This is a genomic window from Chitinimonas sp. BJB300, from assembly GCF_002735695.1.
GTDB lineage: Bacteria > Pseudomonadota > Gammaproteobacteria > Burkholderiales > Chitinimonadaceae > Chitinimonas.
Map to the genome: position 1 here is coordinate 22,925 of NZ_PDZH01000020.1, position 24,768 is coordinate 47,692.

General features: G+C 55.3%; 18 protein-coding genes, 1 tRNA gene and 1 riboswitch. Of the genes, 7 read left to right on the forward strand and 12 right to left on the reverse strand.

Annotated features, from left to right (window positions below):
• Positions 1 to 15: 15 nt before the first annotated feature.
• From CSQ89_RS05290 to CSQ89_RS05300, 3 genes are all read right to left on the reverse strand, one after another.
• Positions 16 to 91, reverse strand: a tRNA-Met gene (locus CSQ89_RS05290).
• A 62-nt stretch (positions 92 to 153) separates the two neighbouring features.
• Positions 154 to 954, reverse strand: a complete 801-nt coding sequence (locus CSQ89_RS05295) for a MipA/OmpV family protein (protein ID WP_099405142.1) — start codon at positions 952 to 954, stop codon at positions 154 to 156.
• 29 nt (positions 955 to 983) lie between these two features.
• Positions 984 to 2,210: a winged helix-turn-helix domain-containing protein gene (locus CSQ89_RS05300; RefSeq protein ID WP_099405143.1), complete on the reverse strand. Its 1,227-nt coding sequence runs from the start codon at positions 2,208 to 2,210 to the stop codon at positions 984 to 986.
• Positions 2,211 to 2,313: 103 nt separating this feature from the next.
• Here CSQ89_RS05300 and CSQ89_RS05305 point away from each other — a divergent pair, with 103 nt between their 5' ends.
• Positions 2,314 to 2,871 (forward strand): YaeQ family protein, encoded by a 558-nt coding sequence (locus CSQ89_RS05305; RefSeq protein WP_099405144.1) that lies wholly within the window; start codon positions 2,314 to 2,316, stop codon positions 2,869 to 2,871.
• 263 nt (positions 2,872 to 3,134) lie between these two features.
• On the opposite strand, the gene CSQ89_RS05310 is transcribed toward CSQ89_RS05305, so the two are convergent.
• A complete protein-coding gene (locus tag CSQ89_RS05310) occupies positions 3,135 to 3,446 on the reverse strand; it encodes a hypothetical protein (protein ID WP_139022973.1) in 312 nt (103 codons plus the stop codon).
• A gap of 192 nt (positions 3,447 to 3,638) precedes the next feature.
• Positions 3,639 to 5,432, reverse strand: coding sequence for an aminopeptidase P family protein (locus tag CSQ89_RS05315; RefSeq protein ID WP_099405160.1), 1,794 nt, complete (start codon positions 5,430 to 5,432; stop codon positions 3,639 to 3,641).
• Between the two features lie 221 nt (positions 5,433 to 5,653).
• Between CSQ89_RS05315 and CSQ89_RS05320 the strand changes: the two genes are divergently transcribed.
• Positions 5,654 to 7,867, forward strand: coding sequence for a YgiQ family radical SAM protein (locus CSQ89_RS05320; RefSeq protein ID WP_099405146.1), 2,214 nt, complete (start codon positions 5,654 to 5,656; stop codon positions 7,865 to 7,867).
• Between the two features lie 17 nt (positions 7,868 to 7,884).
• Positions 7,885 to 8,079, forward strand: a complete 195-nt coding sequence (locus tag CSQ89_RS05325; protein ID WP_099405147.1) for a SlyX family protein — start codon at positions 7,885 to 7,887, stop codon at positions 8,077 to 8,079.
• A gap of 56 nt (positions 8,080 to 8,135) precedes the next feature.
• Here CSQ89_RS05325 and CSQ89_RS05330 read toward each other — a convergent pair whose 3' ends face one another.
• Positions 8,136 to 9,107 carry a succinylglutamate desuccinylase/aspartoacylase domain-containing protein gene (locus tag CSQ89_RS05330; RefSeq protein WP_099405148.1) on the reverse strand — a complete coding sequence of 324 codons (972 nt, stop codon included), beginning with the start codon at positions 9,105 to 9,107 and terminating at the stop codon, positions 8,136 to 8,138.
• A gap of 235 nt (positions 9,108 to 9,342) precedes the next feature.
• On the opposite strand from CSQ89_RS05330, the gene CSQ89_RS05335 reads away from it, so the two are divergent.
• Entirely contained in the window at positions 9,343 to 10,884 is a 1,542-nt protein-coding gene (locus tag CSQ89_RS05335) for an ABC transporter substrate-binding protein (RefSeq protein ID WP_158228908.1), read from the forward strand.
• Positions 10,885 to 10,895: 11 nt separating this feature from the next.
• Here the strand turns inward: CSQ89_RS05335 and CSQ89_RS05340 are convergent, their stop codons facing one another.
• Complete coding sequence (locus CSQ89_RS05340; protein ID WP_099405150.1) at positions 10,896 to 12,497, reverse strand: glycoside hydrolase family 10 protein; 1,602 nt, start codon at positions 12,495 to 12,497, stop codon at positions 10,896 to 10,898.
• Positions 12,498 to 12,655: 158 nt separating this feature from the next.
• Positions 12,656 to 13,543 carry an N-acetylmuramoyl-L-alanine amidase gene (locus CSQ89_RS05345; protein WP_099405151.1) on the reverse strand — a complete coding sequence of 296 codons (888 nt, stop codon included), beginning with the start codon at positions 13,541 to 13,543 and terminating at the stop codon, positions 12,656 to 12,658.
• A 77-nt stretch (positions 13,544 to 13,620) separates the two neighbouring features.
• On the opposite strand from CSQ89_RS05345, the gene CSQ89_RS05350 reads away from it, so the two are divergent.
• On the forward strand, positions 13,621 to 16,461 hold the full coding sequence (locus tag CSQ89_RS05350) for an FAD-binding and (Fe-S)-binding domain-containing protein (protein WP_199065230.1): 2,841 nt from the start codon (positions 13,621 to 13,623) through the stop codon (positions 16,459 to 16,461).
• Between the two features lie 135 nt (positions 16,462 to 16,596).
• Positions 16,597 to 18,291, forward strand: a complete 1,695-nt coding sequence (locus CSQ89_RS05355) for a bifunctional metallophosphatase/5'-nucleotidase (protein WP_099405153.1) — start codon at positions 16,597 to 16,599, stop codon at positions 18,289 to 18,291.
• 105 nt (positions 18,292 to 18,396) lie between these two features.
• Here the strand turns inward: CSQ89_RS05355 and CSQ89_RS05360 are convergent, their stop codons facing one another.
• From CSQ89_RS05360 to thiC, 4 genes are all read right to left on the reverse strand, one after another.
• Complete coding sequence (locus tag CSQ89_RS05360) at positions 18,397 to 19,164, reverse strand: substrate-binding periplasmic protein (protein ID WP_099405154.1); 768 nt, start codon at positions 19,162 to 19,164, stop codon at positions 18,397 to 18,399.
• A gap of 63 nt (positions 19,165 to 19,227) precedes the next feature.
• Positions 19,228 to 19,983 (reverse strand): substrate-binding periplasmic protein, encoded by a 756-nt coding sequence (locus CSQ89_RS05365; protein ID WP_099405155.1) that lies wholly within the window; start codon positions 19,981 to 19,983, stop codon positions 19,228 to 19,230.
• 20 nt (positions 19,984 to 20,003) lie between these two features.
• Positions 20,004 to 21,533: a methyl-accepting chemotaxis protein gene (locus tag CSQ89_RS05370; protein WP_099405156.1), complete on the reverse strand. Its 1,530-nt coding sequence runs from the start codon at positions 21,531 to 21,533 to the stop codon at positions 20,004 to 20,006.
• Positions 21,534 to 21,784: 251 nt separating this feature from the next.
• Positions 21,785 to 23,701 carry a phosphomethylpyrimidine synthase ThiC gene (gene thiC / locus CSQ89_RS05375; RefSeq protein ID WP_099405157.1) on the reverse strand — a complete coding sequence of 639 codons (1,917 nt, stop codon included), beginning with the start codon at positions 23,699 to 23,701 and terminating at the stop codon, positions 21,785 to 21,787.
• Between the two features lie 49 nt (positions 23,702 to 23,750).
• Positions 23,751 to 23,852: riboswitch (TPP riboswitch) on the reverse strand.
• Between the two features lie 121 nt (positions 23,853 to 23,973).
• On the opposite strand from thiC, the gene CSQ89_RS05380 reads away from it, so the two are divergent.
• Positions 23,974 to 24,624: a protein-L-isoaspartate O-methyltransferase family protein gene (locus CSQ89_RS05380; RefSeq protein WP_099405158.1), complete on the forward strand. Its 651-nt coding sequence runs from the start codon at positions 23,974 to 23,976 to the stop codon at positions 24,622 to 24,624.
• Positions 24,625 to 24,768: the final 144 nt, after the last annotated feature.

The window sequence follows — 24,768 nt, forward strand, 5'->3', positions numbered from 1 at the left end:
AGGCCTTGATGTTCTTGGTTGCGGGAACAGGACTCGAACCTGTGACCTTCGGGTTATGAGCCCGACGAGCTGCCAACTGCTCCATCCCGCGACAGAGAAACCGAAGTATGGAGATGTTCCGGCAGTCCGTCAAGTACTTTGACAGAAATCTTGTTACTGCCCACTTCGGTAGAAGCGCCAAACCAAGGCAATACCCCCGCTAAGTGTGGTTTTGCGCTGCAGTAACGGGCTGTCGGCAAAGCGGCTACCGTTCAGATTATCTGCGCGCAAGAACAAGCCAACCCAATAATCACCTAGATTACGACTGGCACTGAGTGTGGACTGCAATCCTGCGTAACCAGAATGGGCTTGGTAGGCGGGTCGATTGCTAGTAGCGAATTCGGGTGCTACGCCATAGAAGTATTCATGTTGCTTACGGCTGCCAATCAATGCACCGCCCGACCACCCCATTCGCCATGTTGATTCCCCTTGACCCAGGCTCCAGTCCGCAGCCAACTTTGGATTGAGAACGGCGCCGATATAGCGGGTACGCCAGTCATCTACAACCAGTGCAGCGCGTACCGGTAATACGGCCTCCCAGCGTACCTTAGCGTTGGCGTCATTAAGGCGATATTTGATTGAGGGTCCGATTTCCAGGGTGGGTGAAAGCCTGGGCATACCGGCTCGGGCAACATTGCCTTCGCTGTGGCTGGGTGGGGTCAGGTTAATGCTCAGGTCAATTTCGGCCCGCTCGCTATCAAATAGTCTGCGCCGTAACCCAGCGCGCGAGATTTCCAATTTTTCACTGCGATAGCTGAGGTAGGGGATAGGCAGCAGATAGCTGTGTTGTGCATCGCTGCCACGGTAATCGGGCAGGCTGATGGCGGAAACGCCTATGCCAAGTTCCAGGCTGGGTTCCTGGGCATAGGCAAAGTTGGTCAGTAACAATGTGATAAGAGGTGCGATGCGTTTCATCTGAAGGGGCGGCAAGGTGAATAGATAGGCTAGTGGGTGTCGAGTGCACCAGCTAAACCTGTTGGTACGTCTAGTACGCGTACTAGAGGAGTGCCATGCCAATCGCCGCAGCGTTGCAACGCGGCTTGCAAGTCGGCGGTCAATTTCTGGGTGACCCGAACTCCTGGCTCCAAGTACAGTGCTTTGACTTCGAAAATTCCTTGTTGGCGATGTGCCTTGGCATCAAGCCGGCCCACCAGCTTGCCGCGCGACAGGATAGGCAATACGAAATAGCCATATTTGCGTTTCGGTGCGGGGGTGTAGCACTCGATTCGATAGTCGAAATCGAAAAGCTCACTGGCACGTTTGCGATCCCACACTACCGGGTCGAACGGAGATAGCAAGGTGGTAACTGTCGATTGCAGTGTGCCGGCAATGGCTTCGTCCAGCAGCGGCGCCAAGTCTTTATGGACAAAAGCATCGTGTTGCCAGGCTTCGATTCGAACGGGGATTAGCTCGCCCGCTTCGGCAAGGCTATGCAGCATGGCGTCGTATTTGCCACGTTTCAATCGATAGTAGTCTTCTACCCAGCCAGTTTTGACCACACCTAACGCCTGGCAGCTGCGTCGCACCATCTCCGCTTGCGCTGCTTCTGGGCTGATCAGGTCGCGGGCATCATCCCAGCCGCTTTGATAATGCTTGGTCAGTACATTGTCTGTTAGGTCATACACACGTTGGAAGTTACGCCGCTCGGTTACCATTATTTGGCCAACGGTAAATAACACCTCCAGATGGCGCTTTTCCGGCTTCCAATCCCACCAGCCATTGCCTTTGCCTCCTTTGCGCTCAAAGTCGGCTGAGCGTACTGGGCCATGTGTTTTGATGTGGTGCTTGATGGCGGCGATCTCAGTAGCATGCTGCTCCAACCACCGTCCAGCGTACTTCCAACCCATGCTTGATGGGTCAAGCATGCGATAACGCAGCAGGCCGTAGTCTTCGGTTGGTACGAAACAGGCTTCATGCGCCCAGTATTCATAGAGTTTGCCTTCAGCCAACAGTTGCTCCAGCCAAGCTGGCTCGAAAGCGCCCATTCGACTGAATAACACAAAGTAAGGGCTGCGGTTAACCACGGAGATGGTGTCGATCTGCAAAAGCGCCATACGTCGAATGGCTGCAAGGACATCGGCCTTATTGGCTTTCCGACGTTGGGGTTTCAACAGACCTTGTGCGGCCAAGTGAAGTTGACGCGCAGCCGAGATCGACAAGTGCTGTGTCATGGATGCCAAGTGAATAAACAGGAAACCGGGAGTGTAAGCGAACTATCGACCCCAGGTAGAATCGCGCCTTGTCTTCGCATGCCTTTGGCAGAAAGTACGCCCCATGGCCTTGAGCGCCACCATCTATAAAGCCGACCTGAGCGTTTCCAATATGGACCGCGGTTACTATGGCCAGCATAACCTCACGATTGCTTGCCACCCTTCGGAAACCACTGAACGCATGATGTTGCGAGTGCTGGCTTTTGCGTTATACGCCAGCGAAAGTCTCAAGTTTTCGCGCGGCATCAGCAGTGAGGATGAGCCGGATATCTGGGAGCACCATGACCATGGTGATGTAAAACTCTGGATAGAACTGGGGTTGCCCGATGAACGCCGTCTACGCCAAGCCTGTGGGAAAGCCGATCAAGTCGTATTATTTGCCTATGGTGGCCGTGCTCTACCTGTATGGTGGAAAACCAATGCAGGCGTACTGCGTAAGTTGGAAAAGCTGACGGTACTGAGCATCCCGGAAACCACGCTTGCAGAACTGGACGCTATGGCGGCGCGTAGCATGCAACTCAGTTGCACGATTCAGGATGGCATGGTTTGGTTGGCTGATGGCAACCACAATTTGGAGATCCTGGTCGAAACGTTGCAGCGCAATGGGTTGCAGAACGTATAGGAAATGGGGCTATAGCAATTGCGTGGGCGTGGAAAAGGCCGGGTATAAACAAGCACTGACTCGGGGCGGGCTTGTTAGAACCTGCTGACGGTCTTACTGCGCAGCCGTGATCAGGGTTAATGTGCTATTCGTAAACAAGTTCTTGGGGCCAATACAGTGCTTTTGCCTCGAGAAGGCTGGGTAAATAAAAGTGCGAACAGGCTCATAGAGCCTGTAGCGAGCAACGGTGGACTTGAATTCTTCCCCGGGTATCAGAGCGAGTTCTAGTCGACTTCGACGCAGCCGGCCCTCACACAGACGGCCACAAACTGCTTCTCGGTCGGGCAAAACACTTGGTAAGTCTCTTCCATGTTGTCTTTGCCGATCAACCAGGCGCCGTCTCCGTCACAGCCCGAAGCGCGGGCGATCTTCATGACTTCATAAGACCAGGAGCCCTGCTTCATTTCGTCCAGCTTTGGGGGGCGGGGAATGCCACGTGTCAGCACGGCGGGTGCGGCTTCCTGCATAGCGGGCTCGTCAGGTTGGTTCAAGGGAGCCACGACAACATTGGAATTGTCGAGATTTTCTTGGGCCATGACAGATAGGCTTTGACAGGCCAGCAGTAAGGTCAAGCAGCAGGTATGCAGGGTCATTGAGCGAGTCATGATGGTTGGACCTGTAGTCGTAACCAACTAAATATGACAGAAGGATATGCTATTTCCAAGTTCATAAATAAAAAAGCCCGCTCAAATTATGTTGGCGGGCAGTTAGGTTGTTGAATTTTCTGGCTAAATGGCGGCAGTGCGTGCGTACAGCCAATTTTTAGCCGGGCCTTCCACGAGCGATTCGAGACGTGTCTTGACCATGGCGTGGTAGTCATTCAGCCATGCGACTTCGTCGGCGCGTAGCAAGGTTTTGTCGATGCAGCGAGTGTCAATCGGGCACAGCGTCAACGTTTCGAACTTGATGAATTCGCCGAACTCATTGGTTTCGGCTGGTACATTCAGCACCAGATTTTCGATTCGCACTCCCCATCTGCCTGGACGGTAGATACCGGGTTCGTTGGAGGTGATCATGCCCAGCTCCATGGCGGTATGCGGCTCGGGCATTGTGCCAGGGGAGATCGACTGAGGGCCCTCGTGCACATTCAGGAAATAGCCGACACCGTGGCCGGTGCCATGGCCATAGTCGACGCCACCAGCCCAGATTGGCGCACGGGCGATGGCATCGAGCCGCGGCGACGCTGTACCACGAGGGAACTGCACCATGCTGAGCGCGATCATGCCCTTCAATACCAAGGTGAAGTCACGTTTCTCGGCGGCGGTGATGGACCCGACTGGAACAACGCGGGTGATGTCAGTTGTGCCACCCAGGTACTGGCCACCTGAGTCGATGAGCAATAGGCCATTGCCTTCGATGACGGCATGTGATTCTTCTGTGGCACGGTAGTGCGGCATGGCACCGTTGCCCTTGAAGCCTGCGATAGTGGCGAAGCTGGGCGAGACAAAACCTGGGCGGCGCGCGCGGGCTGCACAAATTTGCTCGTCGATAGTGACCTCGGTAACCCGTTCTTTGCCCAGCGCCCCTTCCAGCCAGCTGAAAAACTCGCACAATGCAGCACCGTCCTGTTCCATTGCAGCGCGTACATATTGGGCTTCTGCGCTGCTTTTCCTGGACTTGGCGAAAGTAGAGGGGTTGATGGCTTCCACGACCTTGACCCCTGGTGCCACAGCTTGGCGCAGGCCAAGGGTAATGCGGCGTGGGTCGAGCAACAGCGTGCTGTGGGCAGGTAATGCAGCCAGGGCTGGCGATGCCTCGGCATAGGCGGCGATGGTTACCCTGTCCTTGGCCAGGGCAGCAGCGACGTCCGCCGGGACCTTGCCTTCCGCCAGAAACAGCGTTGCGCTACCCATACCGATAAGCGCATGGGCGATAAAGACGGGGTTGTAGCTAACGTCATCACCGCGCAAATTGAATAACCAAGCCAGGTCATCGACAGTGGAAACGAAATGGTACTGGGCACCCTTTGCCATCATTTCTTTGCGAACCAACGCCAAACGCTCGGCCCGGCTTTGGGTGGCATACGGTGGCAGGTGTTCGTAGATAGCGGAAATTGGCAGGCTGGGGCGGTCGGGCCACACGCTGTCCAGTAAGTCTATATCGGTACGGATGGCGATATTGTTGGCTTGCAGCGCAGCATCCAGCGTACGGCCCATAGCCAGCCCAAGCACCGCCCCATCAACCCCCACCGTTTTGCCGGCAGGCACATTGGCAGCAAGCCAATCGATATGCTGAGACCCGCCTACCGCCGGAATCTTCATGAGTTCGATACCCGTACCGGCCAGCTCGGCCTCTGCCTGCACCCAATACCGGCTGTCTGCCCATAAGCCGGCAAAATCCTGCGTTACCACCAGCGTGCCGACCGAGCCATTAAAGCCAGAGAGCCAGCGCCTACCTTGCCAGCGGCCCGGCAGGTATTCAGACAGGTGTGGGTCGGCCGATGGGACCAGATAAGCCGCAAGGCGTTGTGCTGTCATGGCTTGGCGAAGTTGGGCAATACGGGCGGGTATAGGCGAGGACATGCGATCCATGGCGATTTTCCTGGCTGTCGGTGCGCAATCGGATAGATCGGCACGCATTTGTAATTGGCTAGGTATGAACAGAAAACACTATAAGGCAACTGACGCCGATTTTACCGTTTCGTCATCAACTTGATGGGCTATCTCGATGAAAAACAAGCATTTTTTGGCTGATTGATGCTTTTCTGCGAAAATGGTCGATTCGCCAAGCAGGTAATCGTCGTATGAGCAGCGCCGCACCCCCCATTTCTCAATTGCCCGAGGGCGTTTTCGCCCGTAAACCCGTGCCATTTCTGCCGATGAGTCGCGCGGAGATGGACCAATTGGGGTGGGACGAATGTGATGTGATTCTGGTGACTGGCGATTGTTATATCGACCATCCCAGTTTTGGCATGGCCTTGATTGGCCGGGTGCTGGAAGCACAAGGTCTGCGAGTTGGTATCATCGCTCAGCCCGATTGGCAGTCGGCAGATGCCTTTAGAGAGTTGGGCAAGCCACGGCTGTTTTTTGGCGTGACAGCCGGCAATATGGATTCGATGATCAACCGTTATACGGCCGACAAAAAGCCGCGTTCGGATGATGCTTATACCCCGCACGGGGTGTCCGGCAAACGGCCAGACAGGGCGGTAACCATTTATTCTCAGCGTTGTCGTGAAGCCTACCCCGGTGTGCAGATCATGATTGGCGGCATCGAGGCCAGCCTGCGCCGCATCGCCCAGTATGACTATTGGAGCGACACCGTGCGGCAGTCGGCGTTGGTTTACGCCAAAGCTGACATCCTGTTGTTTGGTAACGCCGAGCGGGCATTGGTGGAAGTGGCCCAGCGCGCTGCGGCAGGTGAGAAGTTGCGCGATATGCGTGACATTCGCGGCACCGCCTTTATCGCTAACAAAGGTTGGCGGCCTGATGTTGATTGGGTGGAAGAAGATTCAAGCACAGTCGATACGCCTGGCCGCGTCGATGCCCATATCGACCCTTATGCCATGGAGCCAGAAGTACCTAAGCAGATCAATGGCCCAGCTATTCCCGAAGGTACCCAGCCGATCCGCCTGATCAGCAAGGCCGAGCGGGTGCGTGCCAAGCTCGAAGCACGGGGCAAGACGGTGGTGCGGATTCCTTCCTACGAGATGGTGGCACATGACCCAGTGCTGTATGCCCACGCCAGCCGGGTGTTGCATCTGGAATCCAACCCTGGCAATGCCCGCGCGCTGGTGCAGCAACATGGTGAGCGTGATATCTGGATCAATCCACCGCCGATTCCATTGACCACGCCTGAGATGGACTATGTGTTCGGCCAGTACTACGCGCGCAATCCGCATCCAAGCTATGCCAGTGCGCATATCCCCGCCTGGGAAATGATCCGTTTTTCGATCAATATCATGCGCGGTTGTTTCGGTGGTTGTACTTTCTGCTCAATCACCGAGCACGAGGGTCGCATCATCCAAAGTCGTTCGGAGGAGTCCATCCTCAACGAGATCGAGGAAATACGCGACAAGACCAAGGGCTTTAAGGGCCATATCACCGATCTGGGTGGCCCAACGGCCAATATGTACCGGCTGGCTTGCAAAGACACCAAGATCGAATCGGCCTGCCGCAGGCTTAGCTGCGTCTACCCAGGTATTTGCGAAAACCTGAATACCGACCACAGCTCGTTGGTGCAGCTATACCGTAAAGCCCGTGCCGTGCCGGGGGTGAAGAAGATCACCATCGGGTCGGGCTTGCGCTATGACATCGCTGTGCGTTCACCCGAGTACATCAAGGAACTGGTGACGCATCATGTCAGTGGGTACTTGAAGATTGCCCCGGAGCACACCGAAGAGAATGTGCTCAGCAAGATGATGAAGCCCGGTGTGGATACCTTCGAGGCTTTCCGCAAGCTGTTCGACCGTTTCAGCAAACAAGCCGGCAAACAGCAATACCTCATCCCCTACTTTATCGCTGCTCACCCTGGCACGACGGACGAGGACATGCTCAACCTCGCCATCTGGCTGAAGAAGAACAACTTCCGCCCCGACCAAGTGCAGGCCTTCACGCCCACGCCCATGGCCATGGCAACCACCATGTGGCACACGCGGCGTAATCCCCTGAAAAAGGTGGGGCGTAATAGCGAGATTGTGGACAATGTACGTGATGCTTATCGGCGCAAGCTGCATAAAGCCTTTTTGCGCTATCACGATCCGAAGCACTGGACCATTTTGCGTGAAGCACTGGTAAATATGGGCCGGCCCGATCTGATTGGTGGTGCGGCCCATTGCCTTGTACCGCACCCGACGGCTGAAGAGCGCGCCCAGCAAGCCCCACGTGGCAATGCACGTGGAGGCGGCGGACCAGGCTCGGTGGGGCGTATTGCGGCACCAGCTCCACCGCGTAAACCGAATCTACGCGGTGGCAAAGGTGGCCCGATTAAAGGCAGCCCCAGTAAACCGCGTGGTCGTTGAGTAATAAGGATAAAGCGATGGAAGACCGCATCACCGAATTGGAAATCCGCCTCGCCTTGCAGGATGACCTGCTGGACGAATTGAACAAGGTGGTAGCCCGCCAGCAGCAACAGTTGGAGTGGTTAGCGCAGGAAATGCGGGGTGTAACCGAGCGGATGCAGGATGGTTTCAAGCCAGCCGGTATGCAGCATGAGATTCCGCCGCATTATTGAGCACTGCATAAAGAAAAGCCGCATCACACGATGTGGCTTTTTTTTGTTACGGTTAATCAGGCCGTAGGTACAAACCTATCCGTTACTCTCGCTAGATAAAACCACTCTTGCCCCGCTTGTGCTTTGCTGTTTGGAAACAGGATATAGCCATCGCACTCGGCTATCACTTTCTCGCCAGTAGCGCGGTGGCCAATGACATCACCGGTTTTCAGCAGGTCGAAGCTGGCCCAAGTCCGGCTGAAGCTGTCGTCGGCGTTGAATTTGTCGATAACTTGGTAGATATGCAGCGCTTCGATTGATTCGGCTGGTGCAGGGTTGGCCTCGACGCTGATGCCAAGGTGCGCAAGGGTGTTATGAATAGCGCGATAGGCGACTTCGGGGCCTTGAGGATCGTCGTGCTGGCCGCACTCGAGCGTAATGCTGTAGCCGCCGACAGAACGCATGTATTCCGTTGTACCGACGCCATAGCGTGAATCGGCATTGAGCATGTCCGCGCGTGAGGCATCCGCCGGCATGCGGGCTATCCGCGCTTCCACACCGTGGGCGTAGGTCGATAGCCAACCATCTACCAGTCGGCCCACCCCCAGGCGCATTGCCAAGGTTTCTTCCTCATGGGCGAATTTGAATGGTTCCAGCGCTCCGTCGTTGTTTTCCGGCCCCACCATAGCGAAGGCTTGGCCGGGTGATTGGAAGGAGTGCAGATCAAGCAAGACATCGTGCTGGGCCAGCAATGGGCAAAGCCAGTTGGCGATCCGGTCTTCGAATTCATGCGGCTCATCAGTCGGGCTGAGATTACGGTTCAGGTTCCGGTCGCCGGCGCGTTGCTGTTTTTCATAGGCAAGCGGATTGGTGATGGGTACAAAGGTCACACTGCCGCTGACCAGCTTCAAGCTACCAGTCTCCAACTCTTCCATCACCCGCAAAATACCGCGTGTACCAGCCAACTCATTGCCATGCACAGCACCCAATACAATCAGGCGTGGACCGGGCTGCGGACTCGAATAGGAAACGGACTTAAAGTGGGTCATGATGAGTGGCCGTCGGGGTGGAAACGGGCAGCATGATACTGCGCTTTGTGCACTGCAGCGAAACCTTGCTGCGATAAAAATCATGTAATGCTCGTCTAACTTGGCCAGACGCCTTTGCCCATGCTTTTCCACCTGTTGCAAAAACGGGCGGGACTCTCTCACCCATTGGATTTCTACCAGTTCTATGTATTTGCCAAGCTACCTTTTTCGCCCCGCCAAACTGGCGCTTCTTGCTGTGGCGTTAATCAGCCAAAGCACACTGGCCAAGCCCCTTATCTACTGCGCTGATGCGAGCCCAGAGGGGTTTGATCCAGGCCTGTGGGATTCCTCCAGCACCAGTAATATCACCCGTCAGCTTTTCCAGGGGTTGCTTAGTTTTAAGCGCGGTGGCACGGGTTTACAGCCTAAATTGGCCGAGCAATGGACGGTATCGCCCGACGCCAAAACCTTCACCTTCAAGTTGCGCAGGGATGTGCGTTTTCACCACACTACCTACTTCAAACCCACCCGCCTGATGAATGCGGACGATGTGTTGTTTACCTTCCAGCGCTTTATCGACCCTCAGCAGCCTTTTAACGTGGCGTTTCCTGCCACCTTTATCTACCCGCAAAACCTCGGTTTGACGCAAATGCTGGCTGGGGTGGACAAGCTGGACAATTACACGGTGCGCTTCCGGCTCAAGGCACCCAATGTCACGTTTCTCGATTATTTTGCGATGAGTTTTGCCGGCATCCAGTCGGCTGAATACGCTGCTCAACTGCTTGGCAGGGGCCTGGCGGCCAATATCAACAATTACCCGATAGGCACGGGCTCTTATCGGTTCAAGTCCTACCGCAAGGATGATGTGCTACGCCTTGATGCCAACCCGGATTATTGGGGTGGCAAGCAAAAGACTGAGATGTTGATTATGTCGATTGCCCGCGAGCCCAACGTACGGGTGCAGAAGCTTCTGGCGGGGGAATGCCACATCACCGCACCTATCCGGGATGTGGATATCGCTGCCGTGGAGGGCAAGCCCAAGATTCAGCTTCAGCATATTCAGGCGCTGAATATTTCCTACCTGGCATTCAATCTCGCCAAGCCACCGACCGATAACCGCGATGTGCGCGAAGCGCTGGATATCGCCATCGATCGTAATGCGCTTTTCAAGGCGCTGTTTCCGCGCGGTGATGCCATGCAGGCGGTAAGCGCATTTCCACCGGCTATTCCCGGTTATAACCACCAACTCAAGAATGAGTACGACCCAAAGCGCGCCAAGGAACTGCTGGCCAAAGCGGGATACAAAAACGGCTTGGCAGTGGATCTATGGGCCTTGCCCGTAGCTCGGCCGACCAACCCGAATGGCCAAATGATGGCCCAGATGATCCAGCAGGATTGGGCCAAGATTGGCGTTACCGCCCATATCAAGACCTATGAATGGGGCGAATATCTCAAGCGCGCCAGCAAGGGGGAACACAGCGTCTATATGAGCGGATGGTCTGGCGAAACAGGCGATGCCGATGACTTCCTGTCGCCCAACCTCACCTGTGCCGCCAACCCGGGTGGTTACAAGTTCTGTAATGCCGAATTCGACCACTTGGTGGACGAAGCCCGGGCCACGACCGACCAGAAAAAACGCATTGCCCTTTATGAGCAGGCACAGGTCATTTTCAAGCGCGAGCGTCCCTGGATCACCATGGCGCATTCCACTGTCTACATCCCGATGCTGCGTGACGTTAAGGGCTTTATGATGGCACCCAATGGCAGCCTGGATTTTGAAAACGTCTACCGCGACTAGGCTGGCTCAACCTAATGGGTTGTCTGCCAAATGGCCACTTCGCTCAACTGGCCCAGGCGGTCCTGCACCTGTACTGCAACTGCACGTACTGCGCCCCATTCCGGGTGTGCTGCCAGTTCTACGGTTGTTTGGCTGGCCGCTTGAATGTCGAGTTGCCAGCCACTGGCGTATTGCTTCCAAACTGCCAACCGGGCTGGTGAACTTCGAGGTGTATCGATTTGCAGGCGTGCAGTATCAGCCTGGAAAGTCAGACTGGGTGTAGCCAGTCGTTGGCTGCCCAACCACGGGTAACTGGGTAGCAGCGCGGGTGTGGGATAGCTTTGCTGCAATAGAGCAGCACCGATTGCTTGTTGGTCTTGCAGCAGCGTGCGCATGCTGAAGTGCAGTTGGCCGCTCTGTCCAGCCGGCTGGCGGCTGGCTTCGATCTGTTTGGTGATTTCATTGGTGGACCAACCGCTTGAGGAGCCATCCAGCCGGCTGATGTTCAGCCCAGGCCAGATATGCCGCCCAAGCGGGTTGGTGCGCTGCCAGCTGGCCAGCAATATCGGGAAGGCTTGTCGGGGTTGGTCTACCGGCCAATAAAGCTGCGGTGCCAGGTAGTCCACCCAGCCGCGTTCCAGCCAAAGCTCTGCATCGGCATAGAGTTGATCGTACTGGCTGAAGCCCACGATGCCAGGGGGGCGTAAGTCTGGTCGCCCAATGCCAAAGGGGCTGATGCCGAACTTTACCCAGGGTTTTTCTGTGTGAACCAGCTTGTAGGTGGCTTCAACCAAGCGATTCACATTGTCACGCCGCCAATCTGCCCGGTTCAGCTTACCGCCGCCTGCCTGATAGCGACGCCAAGTGGCTTGATCGGGAAAGTCCTGTACCGCACCTCGCGCCCCTGCCCTGCCCGCGGCGGGAATGGGATAAGGGTAGAAGTAATCGTCAATCTGTATGCCGTCGATATCATAGCGGCGTAGCACATCGCCCATCACAGCCAGCGCGCGTTCGGCGGCGGCTGGCTCGCCGGGGTCCAGCCATAGATAGTCGCCATACGGCCTTACCCACTCTGGCTGCTTGCGTGCTACATGGCTATCGGCAAGCGGCATGCTGATGCGGCGGTGCCATGCCCGGAATGGGTTGAACCATGCATGCAATTCCAGGCCGCGCGCATGGGCTTCGTTGATCCATAGCGCCAGTGGGTCGTATTCGGGCTGTGGCGGCTGGCCTTGCTTGCCGGTCAGGTACGCTGACCAGGGCTCCAGTGCGGAAGGGTAGATGGCGTCCGCGGTGGGCCTGACTTGCAACACGATGGCGTTCAAGTTCAATGCCACTACCCGGTCCAGAATGGCGCGTATCTCGGCCTGTTGCTGCGCGCTTGGCAGGCCCGGTTGGCTGGGCCAGTCGATGTTCGCCACGGTGGCTACCCAAACGCCGCGAAATTCCTGAAGGGCTTGCGGTAACGACGCTGCTGTGGGTGCCGGGGTAGGGTCGAGACGGCGTTTTTCGGTAGCCCCTGGCTGCAAGCCGGGCTCGACAGGCTTGCGAGGGGGGGTATTGCTACAGCCTGAGGGCAAGGCCAGCAATAGGCCAGTAAGGATGGTCGCTAAGCTTCGGCGAAGAGAAAGCATTGATACTCATATGGAGAATAGCAGCCAGCGCGGAGCATAACGTAAGCAGGCCAGCCTCGCTTGCTGGGGTCGATAAGCCCGTATTTGGGATGATTATCGATGCGAAGGCTGAAAGCGTGCGGTATGTACGCCTGGCGCTGTGATGATCAGGATTCTGGCTAGGGTGTTGTGGGTTGCAGTACCTGCGGTAGCTTGGTGGGATAGTATTTTTCAACCAGTGCCAACGCCGTGGCGGTGGTGGTGGCCGTTGCTTGGCCATTGATTTCCCAAGGGCGGAAATGCATCTGGAAGGCGCGAATGTAGCTGGCCATGTCCGCATCGGACGCACCGTCGTCTTTGATATCGTAACCGTAGGCTCGCAGTGCCCGTTGCAATAGGGCGATATTATCGGTATTGCCTTGCACGGCGCGGTAATGCTTGAGTACCGTGTCATCTTCATACCAAGCGCCTACCCCATGCTGCGCCAGCCACTGCCAGGGGAAGCGCGGGCCGGGGTCTGTTTTTCGGGTGGGGGCGATATCGCTATGGCCAACCACAGAGGTCGGCGTAATGTCTGGGTTTCGCACCAGGATATCCTGGCTTAGTTTGAGCAGCAGCTGTAACTGGGTGGTAGAGAAATCGGGAAAGAAACAAAGTGGTTCGGTGCCTTCAACTGCATGGCAGCGGGCCCGATTCACGATCTCAATACCAATTGATTGGTCATTCAGGTTCTGGCGGTTTTCCCAACGTGACAGGCCGGCATGCCAGGCGCGGCGGTTTTCAGGTACGAGCTGGTAGACCTTGAGCGCACGTTCACCATAACTGGGGTCGCCTTCTTCGGGCAGCAGATAGTGGGCGCTGACATCATCGCCATCGTCGCTGGGTTCGCTCAGGGTTTGGAGCGAGCTGGCAAAATTGCTTGATGTGTAATGCATGACGAGAAAGCGCACACGCCCGTTGGCATTGGTCGAAGGATGTTCCACCAATGGATAGGTGGTCAGATAGCCGGGTGTAGTGGCGCAGGCCGCTAACAAAAGCGTTGCAGGCAGCAGAGCATAAAGTTTCATTGATTTGCATTCCCTGGGTTTGCACTGAGTGATAGAGATATTGGCGCGGATAACAAGCATTTCAGAGAGGTCGCATCATGAAAGTATTGCTGCCCCCTCCTACCCTGAGCCCAATGACCCAACGCATTGCCTATACGCGTTTTTTGATCATCCTTGCGGGCCAGTTGCCGCCAGAGCGCATCATCACCGACTCGATGCTTCGCTTGGCGCTGGGTACCGATGCCAGCTTTTACCGGCTTGTGCCGCAGGTGGTGATACGGGTGGAAAGTGAACGGGAAGTGATTGCCGTCATGGCCGCAGCCAGAGTTGAAAAACTGGGCCTTACTTTCCGCGCCGCGGGTACCAGCCTTTCGGGCCAAGCGGTGACAGACAGTATTCTGGTGGTGCTGGGTGATGGATGGGGAGGTCATGAAATTCTCGATGGTGGTGCGGTCATTCGTTTACAGCCCGGTGTGATCGGCCAGCATGCCAACGATTGCTTACGCCCCTATGGCCGTAAGATCGGCCCCGACCCGGCTTCGATTGGCACATGCAAAATTGGAGGTATCGCAGCCAATAACGCCAGCGGAATGTGTTGCGGCACCCGGGACAATAGCTATCACACCATGCTGGCCATGCGCTTGGTACTGGCCGACGGCAGTGTGCTGGATACGGCTGATCCGGCATCAGTAAGCCGTTTTCGCAGCAACAACGCCGACCTACTGCTGGGTCTGACCGAGTTGGCAGAGAAGGTTCACAACGATGTAATCTTGAGCGAACGTATCCGGCATAAATTTCGGCTGAAGAACACCACGGGTTATGGCCTGAACGCCCTGCTGGATTTTACCGACCCCGTCGATATGTTGATCCATCTCATGATTGGATCGGAAGGCACACTGGGGTTTATTGCCCGCGTCGATTACCGCACGGTGGTTGAACACCCGCATAAGGCATCTGCTTTGTTGTTGTTCGACAGGCTGGATACGTGTTGCCATGCCGTCAGCGCTTTGGCGGCTACATCGGTGAGTGCGGTGGAGTTGATGGATGGAAGGAGTCTATCGGCGGTTGCCGCCAAACTGCCCGACTTGCTGCTGAGTAGTTCTTACGCCGCCGGGCTTTTGATTGAGGTTCGAGCACCGGACGCCAATGCGTTGGCAGTGCAGATTGCCGCGGTGGATGCAGTGCTGGCTGGCTTTGATATTGCCCGTCGCGCTGGCTTCAGCGCCAAGTCGGCAGATTTCGAACCCTGGTGGGCGGTGCGAAAGGGGCTATTTCCTGCGGTTGGTGCGGCACGAACGCCCGGCAGCACGGTAGTGATTGAGGATGTGACTTTTCCTGTCGCAAGGTTGGCTGCAGGTGTCGCGGGGATGCAGGGGCTATTCGACCGATTTGGTTATACCGAAGCCCTCCTGTTTGGCCATGCCCTAGAAGGTAATCTGCACATTGTTTTTGCGCCGCGCTTTGATGAGCCCGCTGAGGTGGAACGTTATCGAGGCTTGATGGCGGCGTTGGCGCAATTGGTGGCGGTGGACTTTGATGGTGCTCTCAAGGGTGAGCATGGCACCGGGCGCAATATGGCGCCTTTTGTGGCATTGGAATGGGGGATGGATGGCTACGCGGTTATGCAACGTATCAAAGCGTTGTTTGACCCAGAGGGCATACTCAACCCCGGGGTGATCTTGAATGCTGACCCTGATATACACCTGAAGAACCTCAAGCCGATGCCGGTAGCCGATCCTCTGGTGGATAAATGCATCGAGTGCGGATTTTGCGAGCCGGTCTGTCCATCACATGGTCTAACGCTGAGTCCACGCCAACGCATTGTCGTGTGGCGTCAGTTGCAAGCATGGCGACAGCAGCCTGCCAAGCTGGCGAGACGGCAGCATTGGTTGGCCCAGTACCGTCAGCGGGGCATCGAGACCTGCGCAACCACCGGCATGTGCGCCACCCGTTGCCCGGTGGGCATCGACACCGGTAAGTTAATGCATCAGCTGAGTGACCGGACAAATTTTCCATTTGTGGCACAGCAGATTGCCCGCCACTATCGACTGGCGACAGCCATGGCACGTAGTGGGTTGAGAGCCTGGCGGTGGATGGGCCGGATGTTTGGTCCCAGGCGATTGCAGCGATTAAACGAGCATGCTCATCAGCGTTGGCCTCGTATCCCCCTGGTACCGGCGGGCTTAGTTGCTGCCGCACCGTTACCGGTTGTTTCCCATGTGGCAGGAGAGGCGGTGGTTGTGTTCCCTAGCTGCCCAAACCGTGTGCTGGCTGGCACGCAGGGCGCTGACAGTGAATTGGCTGCCACGCTATCGGTATTGCGAAAGGCGGGCTTTGCTCCACGCTTACCATTGGACTATGCCGGCATATGCTGTGGCCAGCCCTTTGCTTCCGGTAATGCTTTGGCAGCCGCTGTCGATGCACTTATGCATACCAACCTGGCGCTATTGGCTGTGAGTAACAACGGTGACTTGCCCGTCTACCTTGATAACGGACCCTGTGGCTTAAGGTTGATCGAGGCACAGCAGAATGGCCAACTCGATGCACGTTTACGGTTGTTTGCCGCGCCTCATTTTTTGAATCAATGGGTATTGCCACGCCTAGCGGTGAAACGTATCGCCAAGCTGGCCCTGCATGTGCCTTGCAGTATCGCCAAGCAACCCGCTGCTGCTGATTTGCGTGCATTGGCGGCCGCTTTGGCCAATGAGGTGGTTGAAACCGGCGTAGCTTGCTGTGGTTTTGCTGGCGATAAAGGGATGACTGTATCCGCATTGAATGCCCACGCGCTGCGCCATGTGGCAGACCGCCAACAAGGCTGCGACTGTGGTGTTTCTGCTAGTCGAACGTGTCAGATTGGCCTCAATACCCACAGCGGATTGGCTTACGACGGTATCGAAGTGGTACTGGATAGGCAGAGCAATGATAAAAGCATTCGCTGACACTATTTCTATAGGTCATGGTCATTCTGTGTGGCCCCTTGGTCATGGTCCAGCTTGAGTCGGCAACTTTTCTGTAATGCGCCAGTTCTATTGTTATGAGCCCGTTTCCCGTTGAATAATTCCTGGATACCTAGCATGTTGCGAACACCTTTGCTGGCTTTATCGGCACTTACTATGTCCTTGCTGCTGGCAGGGTGCGCTGGTGATGGCAGTTCAGTCACTACTGCACCTTCTGCCGGCCGGGTGGACGTCAAGATGCTGGCGATCAATGACTTTCACGGCAATCTCAAGCCCGGTGGCTCGCTTATGCTGCCCGACCCGGCAGACCACAGCAAAACCGTGAAGGTGAATGCTGGTGGTGCTGAATACCTGGCGACCTGGTTGAAAACGCTCAAAGCCAAGAACCCAAATAACGTGGTGGTGGCAGCGGGGGATTTGATTGGCGCAAGCCCTTTGCTGTCGGCGCTGTTCCATGATGAGCCCACCATTGAGGCGATGAACGAGATGGGGCTCGAATTCAATGCGGTGGGTAACCATGAATTCGACGAGGGGGCCGAAGAGCTGGTGCGGATGCAGAACGGTGGCTGTCACCCTGTTGATGGTTGCGTGGGTAAGGCCAACTTCGGTGGTGCCAAGTTCAAGTATCTTGCCGCGAATGTCGTTAATGAGAAAACGGGCAAGACCTTATTCCCTGCTTATCTGGTCAAGGAATTCCAGGGTATCAAGGTGGCATTCATCGGTATGACATTGAAAGGAACGCCGTCGGTAGTGTCGCCTGCTGGTGTGGCGGGGCTCAAGTTTCGGGATGAGGCAGAAACCGTGAATCAGCTGGTACCAGAGCTGAAGGCGCAGGGCATCAACGCCATCGTGGTATTGGTGCATGAAGGTGGAGCCCAGACTGGTGGGTTGAGTGAGTGCAAGGGAATGTCGGGTGCGATTGTTGATATCACCAAGAATTTGAACCCGGCGGTGGACATTGTCGTCAGCGGTCATACGCATCAGGCCTATAACTGTGAGATCAATGGCAAGTTGGTTACCAGTGCCAACCAGTATGGCAGGGTGGTTTCGGAAATCGATTTCACGCTTGATCCCATCACCCATGATGTGGTGAAGCGCACTGCCACCAATATTCCCGTGACTAATAATGTTGCCATGGACAGTGTGCTGACTTCGTTGATTGAACGGTACGACGCGCTGGTAAAACCCTTGGAGAGCCGTGTAGCGGGACAGCTTGCTGGCGGATTATTCAAGGCCGTCAATGCAAGCGGTGAGGCAATATTGGGGAATGTGATTGCCGATGCGCAATTGGCCGCTACCAGTGGTGCAACATTTGGCAATGCCACGATCGCATTCCTGAACCCGGGCGGAGCACGTACCGACCTCGTCCCGGACGCGTCGGGCAACGTCACCTATGGTCAGCTCTTCACTGTTCAGCCCTTTGGCAACAGTTTGGTGACGATGACGCTGACTGGCGCACAGATCAAAGAGTTACTCGAGCAGCAGTTTGTTGGCTACACCAATAACCAGCCAATCGATCGTGTACTGCATCCTTCACAAGGGTTCACTTACCGCTGGGACAGCACCAAGCCTGCTGGGCAACGTGTTGATACGGCCGGCATCAAATTGAATGACGTGGTGCTGGATCTGCAAGCAAATTACCGGGTGACGGTGAACAACTTCATGGCAAATGGGGGGGATGGATTTACCGTGTTGAATCTGGGTATCGACCGTTTAGGCGGTGCGCAGGATATCGATGCGCTGGAGAAGTACATCAAAGCCAATTCGCCACTGGCAGTGCCTGCATTGGGTCGGGTTGTAAAAACCCAGTAAGCCAAGGGTACTTTACAGCTAACGATATTCTTCCGGACTTTGGCAAAATCATCAGGCCCCGCTTTGTATACGATACAAAGCGGGGCCTGATGTATAGGGGGTTGGCTATTTGAAGCTACTTACCGTCTTTTTATATTCCGGAGAATCTCTTACAGAGACAACGGCATCCCAGATTTCGTTGGAAAACTCGGTGTATTTGCCATAAAACTGCTTGGACAGCATCAGGAAGTAAGGTTTTTCAACCAATGGCGGGCTTATCTTCTCCACTTTACCGTTGAACTCAGATTGGGCTATGGAGTTATCGCCTTCCTGTGTTTGCAAGGCAACGACTTGCAATCGACCCGCCACCAACTTACGTAGATTGTCATCGGCACCACGTGTACCGTCATCCACCCGCACACCCATCGTTTTGAGCTGCTCAATGATGGAATAGCCTTGCTGTGCGCCAACTGCGGTGGTCAGGTTGCTGATGGTCTTGCCGTCGTAGCTGACATTGTTGCCCTTGAGCCGATACAACGAATAGCCACTCATCATTAAATATTTGGCTGTGTCGGGTTTATCGCTGGCTCCTGGATAAAAGCCCATTGCTAGCCTGTCTTGCTTGAAGCTGGATGCGAAAGCCCCATCCACTGTGCCTTGGCGCATATCATCTAGACAACGCACCCAGGGCACTGGGCTGATTTCGACCTTTATGCCGAGTTTTTGTCCGACCTGCTTCAGGTGGATAATATTCAAGCCATCTCTGCCATTGACCAGCCACGGAAAAGACTCGAGATTGTCGGTACATAGCTTGATGCTGGCAGGTTTTTCGGCAGCTTGTGCGGATAGCCCTGTCAAGGCAAGACAAGCAAGTAACAAGGTGATCTTTCGCATTGCAAGGTCCTCAAGGATTGAGTTGAACACTAACTCTGTAAAGAAATTCGATTATCAGCTGGCTTAGCCACCCAGTTGCTTTTTCATCAAGGCATTGACATCGATTTTCTTCAGGCCTTCGTTAAAGATCTTGGCAGCCCGTTGCCCCTCGGCGTCCTTTTTAAAGCAGATGAACAGCTTCTTGTCTTCTAAGATCTTGGCATTCATGCTCAATTTGCCGACATAGGACTTGAGTGCTGCATCGGTTTTCATCAGGTAATTGAATACATTACTATCTACGACGGCGAGGTCCAGCCGGCCCCCGCCCAGCTTGAGCAGGTTTTTGCCGTCATCTATGGCGACATCCACTTTCTGCTGCTTGGCGGCAACCCTGGCGTCGAACTCGGTGGTGTTGACATAGTCCTGCACTACACCGACTTTCTTGCTGGACAAGTCGGCAATGCTGTTCCAAGTGAAAGGTGCATCTACACGCTGCGCCAAGCCCAATGGGCCCGTCCCCATGGGTTCGGACAGGTGAAAGTCCTTGCGTACATCGGCCGAGTCGTATTCAGGGAAATAACCGGCGTGGGTGGGGCTCGATTTGCCCAGTTGCACTGCTCGGCTCCATGGGTAGAACTCGACCTTCAGTTCATAACCCATGGCCTTGAATGCTGCTTTGGCCACAGCCACACTTGCGCCTTGCTCTGGTAATTTTGTACCGGTGTAAGGGGGCCACTCCAGGGAAGCAAGCGTGATGGTCTTGCTATCCGCCGACGCCGCATTGATCAGCGTGCTGCCCAGAATGGCAAACAGCGCCAAGTGGAATTTGCGACGATTCATGGGCTTGTGTTCCTTGAGGTTCAGACCTTGAACTGTTCAACTGAGATTTGTAGCCGTACTGCCAGCCGTGCGACTTCTTCACTGGCGACAGAGGTTTCAAGTGCGCCGCTGGCGGCCTCGGTAACCACTTTCTGGATTTGACGAATACTGTCTGTCACGTTCGTTACCACTTCGTCTTGTTGCGAGGATGCTGTGGCTATTTCTTCGTTCAGCTCAGCAATCTTGCGGGCTGATTCGGCCAAGTGCTGGATATTCAGGCCAGCTTCGCGTGCACGCTGTAGCCCCAAGGCGGCTTTCTCTTTGCTGGTGTTCATAACTGTCACTGCTTGGCGGCTGCCCTCCTGCAGTTCGGCGATTACCCGCTGGATTTCGGTAGTGGAGTCATGTGTACGGTTGGCCAGGGTACGGACTTCATCGGCAACTACCGCAAAGCCTCGGCCTGCCTCACCAGCGCGGGCAGCCTCGATGGCTGCGTTCAGAGCGAGCAGATTGGTCTGTTTGGCGATTTCATTGATTACCATCAGCACCGAGCCGATTTTTTGGCTGTTGGTTGCCAGATGGGCAATGACTTTCGAAGCATTGTCTACTTCAACAGTCGCTTCACCGATGGTTCTGATGGCATCGTTTACAACGCTTTGGCCTTTTTCTGCTTCGATGTCGGCATAGTTGGCAGCTTCGGAGGCGGCACTGGTATTGACTGTAATTTCGTGGACTTGGCGGCCTAGTTCACCGACTGCAATGACAACCGAGGCGCTTTCCTGCTGCTGTAACTGTATGCCCGCACTGCTTTGTTCCATGATGCGACTGGTTTGCTCGGCTGCCGCGGCCAGTTGTGGCGCTGTATCAGAAACTTGGCGCATGATGCCTTGTAGTCGTTCAACAAAAACATTAAACGACTGGGACACATCGGCAAACTCATCCTTACCCACAATCCGAAGCCTACGGGTTAAGTCAGCAGAGCCAGAAGCTATTTCTTTCAATGCATCATTAAGTCGCTTAAGCGGCTTCAGGACGACGGCGGAGATACTGACGGATAAGGCCGCCGTCAAGATCAGGTCGACAATGATGATCTGTATCAGCAATACCCAAACACTTTTCGTTAACGCAGCAGCAACCGAATCATGCAGGACATAGATATAGGCCTTGGCAACAACCTTCTTCTGGCCATTGTCATCAAACTGCAGCTCTATCTCACGCATCACCCCCGGAATTTCGGCCTTGGCATCGGCAGGTATGGCCTTACCATCTGGGCCACGCATCAACCCAAGCAAGTGCTCCTTGCCATTATTCAGACGTATGCCGCCAAAGACCTTGGCGGCCATCTCGGCCTCTAATACCTGCCCTATCTGTGTTTTATCAAAGTTCCAAATGGCCGCAGGCAGGCTCAACTGTAGTCGCACAGCCAGGGCGTCTGCCTGGTCCTCCAGGCTGGTCTCCAATTGAGACTTGGTTGCAAAATAGTTATATGACCCGAGCCCAGCCAAAACCAGCGATACGATAAGGACAAAGAGAATATTCAGTCGCCCGCTGATGCTTTGGGTAAATGACATTGCCAGCTCCCATTGGTGTCCTACTTGTGACGTCGACAGCAACCCCACACTGGAACATGAGTGACTTGGAAAAAATTAATTAGTCATACGGTTGTTTTTGAGCTTAGCTGGCAAAGCGGAAAAACCAAGGTTGACGGTGAACAAGAGCGGACTTTATGCGCCCTTATTCTGCTGTTTTATTTTCCTCGGACGCGCACAACTAGGCTTTAACGATAAGCCCAGTTGTTGTACACACTGTGACGTAGTGAAGCTCATGTCTTGTAGTAGACCTCTGCACCACGCTTTACAAATTCAATCGACTTTACCTCCATCCCTTTTTGTAGCGCCTCCTCTGCGGCAATACCTTGTTTTTCAGCAAAGTCACGTACGTCCTGGGTGATTTTCATCGAGCAGAAGTGCGGTCCGCACATGGAGCAAAAGTGGGCTACCTTGGCACCTTGCTGTGGCAGGGTCTCGTCGTGGTATTCACGTGCCCGGTCTGGGTCCAGGCCCAGGTTGAACTGGTCTTCCCAACGGAATTCAAAACGTGCTTTCGATAACGCATTGTCGCGAATCTGTGCACCGGGGTGGCCCTTGGCAAGGTCGGCAGCGTGGGCAGCGATCTTGTAAGCCATGATGCCTTCTTTCACGTCATCCTTGTTCGGTAAGCCCAGGTGTTCCTTGGGGGTGACGTAACAGAGCATGGCCGTGCCATACCAGCCAATCTGGGCGGCACCGATAGCGCTGGTGATATGGTCGTAACCAGGGGCAATGTCGGTGGTGAGTGGTCCCAGGGTGTAGAACGGGGCTTCATCACACCAGTCCAGCTGTAGCTCCATGTTTTCTTTGATCAGCTGCATCGGTACGTGGCCGGGGCCTTCAATCATGGTTTGCACGTCGTGCTTCCAGGCCAACTGCGTCAGTTCGCCCAGGGTCTGTAATTCTCCCAGTTGGGCCTCATCGTTCGCATCCCATCCGCTACCAGGGCGCAAGCCATCGCCAAGCGAAAAGCTGACGTCGTAGGCCTTCATGATTTCGCAGATATCCTCAAAGTGGGTGTAGAGGAAGTTCTCTTTATGGTGGGCCAGGCACCACTTGGCCATGATGGAGCCACCACGCGACACGATGCCAGTCATGCGCCTGGCCGTCATCGGCACATAGCGCAGCAGCACGCCGGCGTGGATGGTGAAGTAATCCACGCCCTGTTCGGCTTGTTCGATCAGCGTGTCGCGGAACATATCCCAGGTCAGTTCTTCTGCTTTGCCATCCACTTTTTCCAACGCTTGGTAGATAGGTACGGTGCCAATAGGCACCGGAGAGTTGCGCAGTATCCACTCGCGTGTCTCGTGGATATGCTTGCCAGTGCTGAGGTCCATGATGGTGTCGGCACCCCAGCGCGTGCCCCAGGTCATCTTCTCGACTTCTTCTTCAATGCTGGAGGTAACGGCCGAATTACCGATATTGCCGTTGATCTTCACCATAAAATTACGACCGATGATCATCGGCTCGGATTCAGGATGGTTGATATTGGCCGGGATGATGGCGCGGCCGCGGGCAACTTCCTGGCGAACGAAATCGGGCGTGATTTCCTGCGGAATAGCCGCACCAAAGCTCTGGCCAGGATGTTGGCGAGTCAATAACGCCACCATGCGGTCGGCCAACTTGCCGCCAGCGAGGCGTACAGATTCGATGTACTCTTTGCGTTGCAGGCTCTCGCGGATGGCGATGAATTCCATTTCCGGCGTAATGATGCCACGGCGCGCATAGTGCATCTGGCTGACATTTGCGCCAGCTTTGGCGCGCAGGGGTTTGCGTGTCAGTTCGAAGCGAAGGTTGTCGAGTGACTTGTCGGCTTCGCGTGTGCGGCCGTAGTCGCTGCTCATTACCGTCAGTTGCTCGGAGTCGCCTCGTCCTGTAATCCATTGCGCGCGCAAGGGTGTTAGTCCCTTACGTACATCGATTTTCACATTCGGGTCGGTATAGGGGCCCGAAGTGTCGTAAACATAGATAGGTGGATTCTTTTCGCCGCCAAAGCTGGTAGGCGTATCGGTTTGGCTGATTTCACGCATCGGCACGCGGATGTCTGGCCGGCTGCCTTCGACGTAGATTTTTTGCGAAGCGGGAAAAGGCTGGACCGAAGCGGTGTCTACCTGGGCAGTCTGGGAGAGCATTTTTTGCGGCGCGTTCATCGTAATTTCCTTTGAACGGCGCAGGGGGCGGAGAACGGCATGCGAATGCAACAGCCGTATGACGCTTCCCTACGCCGGTGTTAACCGGGTCAGGTGCAGAGGGTATTTCTCATCCAGGCGGCTATGCCGCTTAGAACCCCTAGCGTCTTTAGCAAGCGGAGTACTTGCCGAAGTGCTGTCAAGCTAAGGCAAGTATGAAATAATTACAAGAATTTGATTTGATTGCCAACGCCGCCTGCCAGAGCGGCTATTTCGTCTGGAAAGGAAGCCCCATGGATTGGGAACAAGCCCGTTTCAATATGGTTGAGCAGCAGATTCGTCCTTGGGAAGTACTGGACATGACCGTACTCGCGCTGCTGTCGGAAGTGAAGCGTGAGAATTTCGTCCCTGCTGCGCGCCGCGACATGGCGTTGGTCGATATGGAAATTCCGTTGATTGCCGGGGCGAAGATGTGGCATCCCAAGCTGGAAGCCCGCGCTGTACAGGAAGTGGCCCTGACTGGGACGGAACGGGTACTGGAGATCGGTACGGGGTCGGGTTATCTGGCTGCACTGATGAGCAAATTAGCCAAACAGGTCTACTCGGTGGAAATCGATGCGGCCTTGGCCGACCAGGCGCGCAGCAACCTCGCGGCGGCTGGTATCCAGAACGTGACCGTGGAAGTGGGCGATGCCGCCAAAGGATGGAGCAAGTACGCACCCTACGATGTGATTGTCGCCACGGGTTCTTACCCAACGATACCGGCTTTTCTGTATGAACAATTGGCGGAAGGTGGCCGTTTGTTTGCCGTAGTGGGTGACGAGCCGGCGATGACTGCCAGTGTTTTCACCAAGGTGGCGGGTTCGATTAAACAAGAAAAACTGTTTGAGACCGTGATTACACCGCTGGTCAATGCACCGCAGCCAGCCCGATTCGAGTTCTGATCTGCGCACGGTATTGCTCAATAACTGATGTTACGCAGTGCATACGATAACCTGTCGCCATGAAGAACAAAGAACTCGATTTGTACACCGACTATTTGCTGAGCACGTTTGGTGCGGCGACAGCAACGGGCTTGTCGGCGATGG

Excerpts from the sequence above, each read along its gene's own strand:
- CSQ89_RS05295 (WP_099405142.1), bottom strand. The coding sequence starts at position 954 with ATGAAACGCATCGCACCTCTTATCACATTGTTACTGACCAACTTTGCC.
- CSQ89_RS05300 (WP_099405143.1), bottom strand. The coding sequence starts at position 2,210 with ATGACACAGCACTTGTCGATCTCGGCTGCGCGTCAACTTCACTTGGCC.
- CSQ89_RS05305 (WP_099405144.1), top strand. The coding sequence starts at position 2,314 with ATGGCCTTGAGCGCCACCATCTATAAAGCCGACCTGAGCGTTTCCAAT.
- CSQ89_RS05310 (WP_139022973.1), bottom strand. The coding sequence starts at position 3,446 with ATGGCCCAAGAAAATCTCGACAATTCCAATGTTGTCGTGGCTCCCTTG.
- CSQ89_RS05315 (WP_099405160.1), bottom strand. The coding sequence starts at position 5,432 with ATGTCCTCGCCTATACCCGCCCGTATTGCCCAACTTCGCCAAGCCATG.
- CSQ89_RS05320 (WP_099405146.1), top strand. The coding sequence starts at position 5,654 with ATGAGCAGCGCCGCACCCCCCATTTCTCAATTGCCCGAGGGCGTTTTC.
- CSQ89_RS05325 (WP_099405147.1), top strand. The coding sequence starts at position 7,885 with ATGGAAGACCGCATCACCGAATTGGAAATCCGCCTCGCCTTGCAGGAT.
- CSQ89_RS05330 (WP_099405148.1), bottom strand. The coding sequence starts at position 9,107 with ATGACCCACTTTAAGTCCGTTTCCTATTCGAGTCCGCAGCCCGGTCCA.
- CSQ89_RS05340 (WP_099405150.1), bottom strand. The coding sequence starts at position 12,497 with ATGCTTTCTCTTCGCCGAAGCTTAGCGACCATCCTTACTGGCCTATTG.
- CSQ89_RS05345 (WP_099405151.1), bottom strand. The coding sequence starts at position 13,543 with ATGAAACTTTATGCTCTGCTGCCTGCAACGCTTTTGTTAGCGGCCTGC.
- CSQ89_RS05350 (WP_199065230.1), top strand. The coding sequence starts at position 13,621 with ATGAAAGTATTGCTGCCCCCTCCTACCCTGAGCCCAATGACCCAACGC.
- CSQ89_RS05355 (WP_099405153.1), top strand. The coding sequence starts at position 16,597 with ATGTTGCGAACACCTTTGCTGGCTTTATCGGCACTTACTATGTCCTTG.
- CSQ89_RS05360 (WP_099405154.1), bottom strand. The coding sequence starts at position 19,164 with ATGCGAAAGATCACCTTGTTACTTGCTTGTCTTGCCTTGACAGGGCTA.
- CSQ89_RS05365 (WP_099405155.1), bottom strand. The coding sequence starts at position 19,983 with ATGAATCGTCGCAAATTCCACTTGGCGCTGTTTGCCATTCTGGGCAGC.
- CSQ89_RS05370 (WP_099405156.1), bottom strand. The coding sequence starts at position 21,533 with ATGTCATTTACCCAAAGCATCAGCGGGCGACTGAATATTCTCTTTGTC.
- thiC (WP_099405157.1), bottom strand. The coding sequence starts at position 23,701 with ATGAACGCGCCGCAAAAAATGCTCTCCCAGACTGCCCAGGTAGACACC.
- CSQ89_RS05380 (WP_099405158.1), top strand. The coding sequence starts at position 23,974 with ATGGATTGGGAACAAGCCCGTTTCAATATGGTTGAGCAGCAGATTCGT.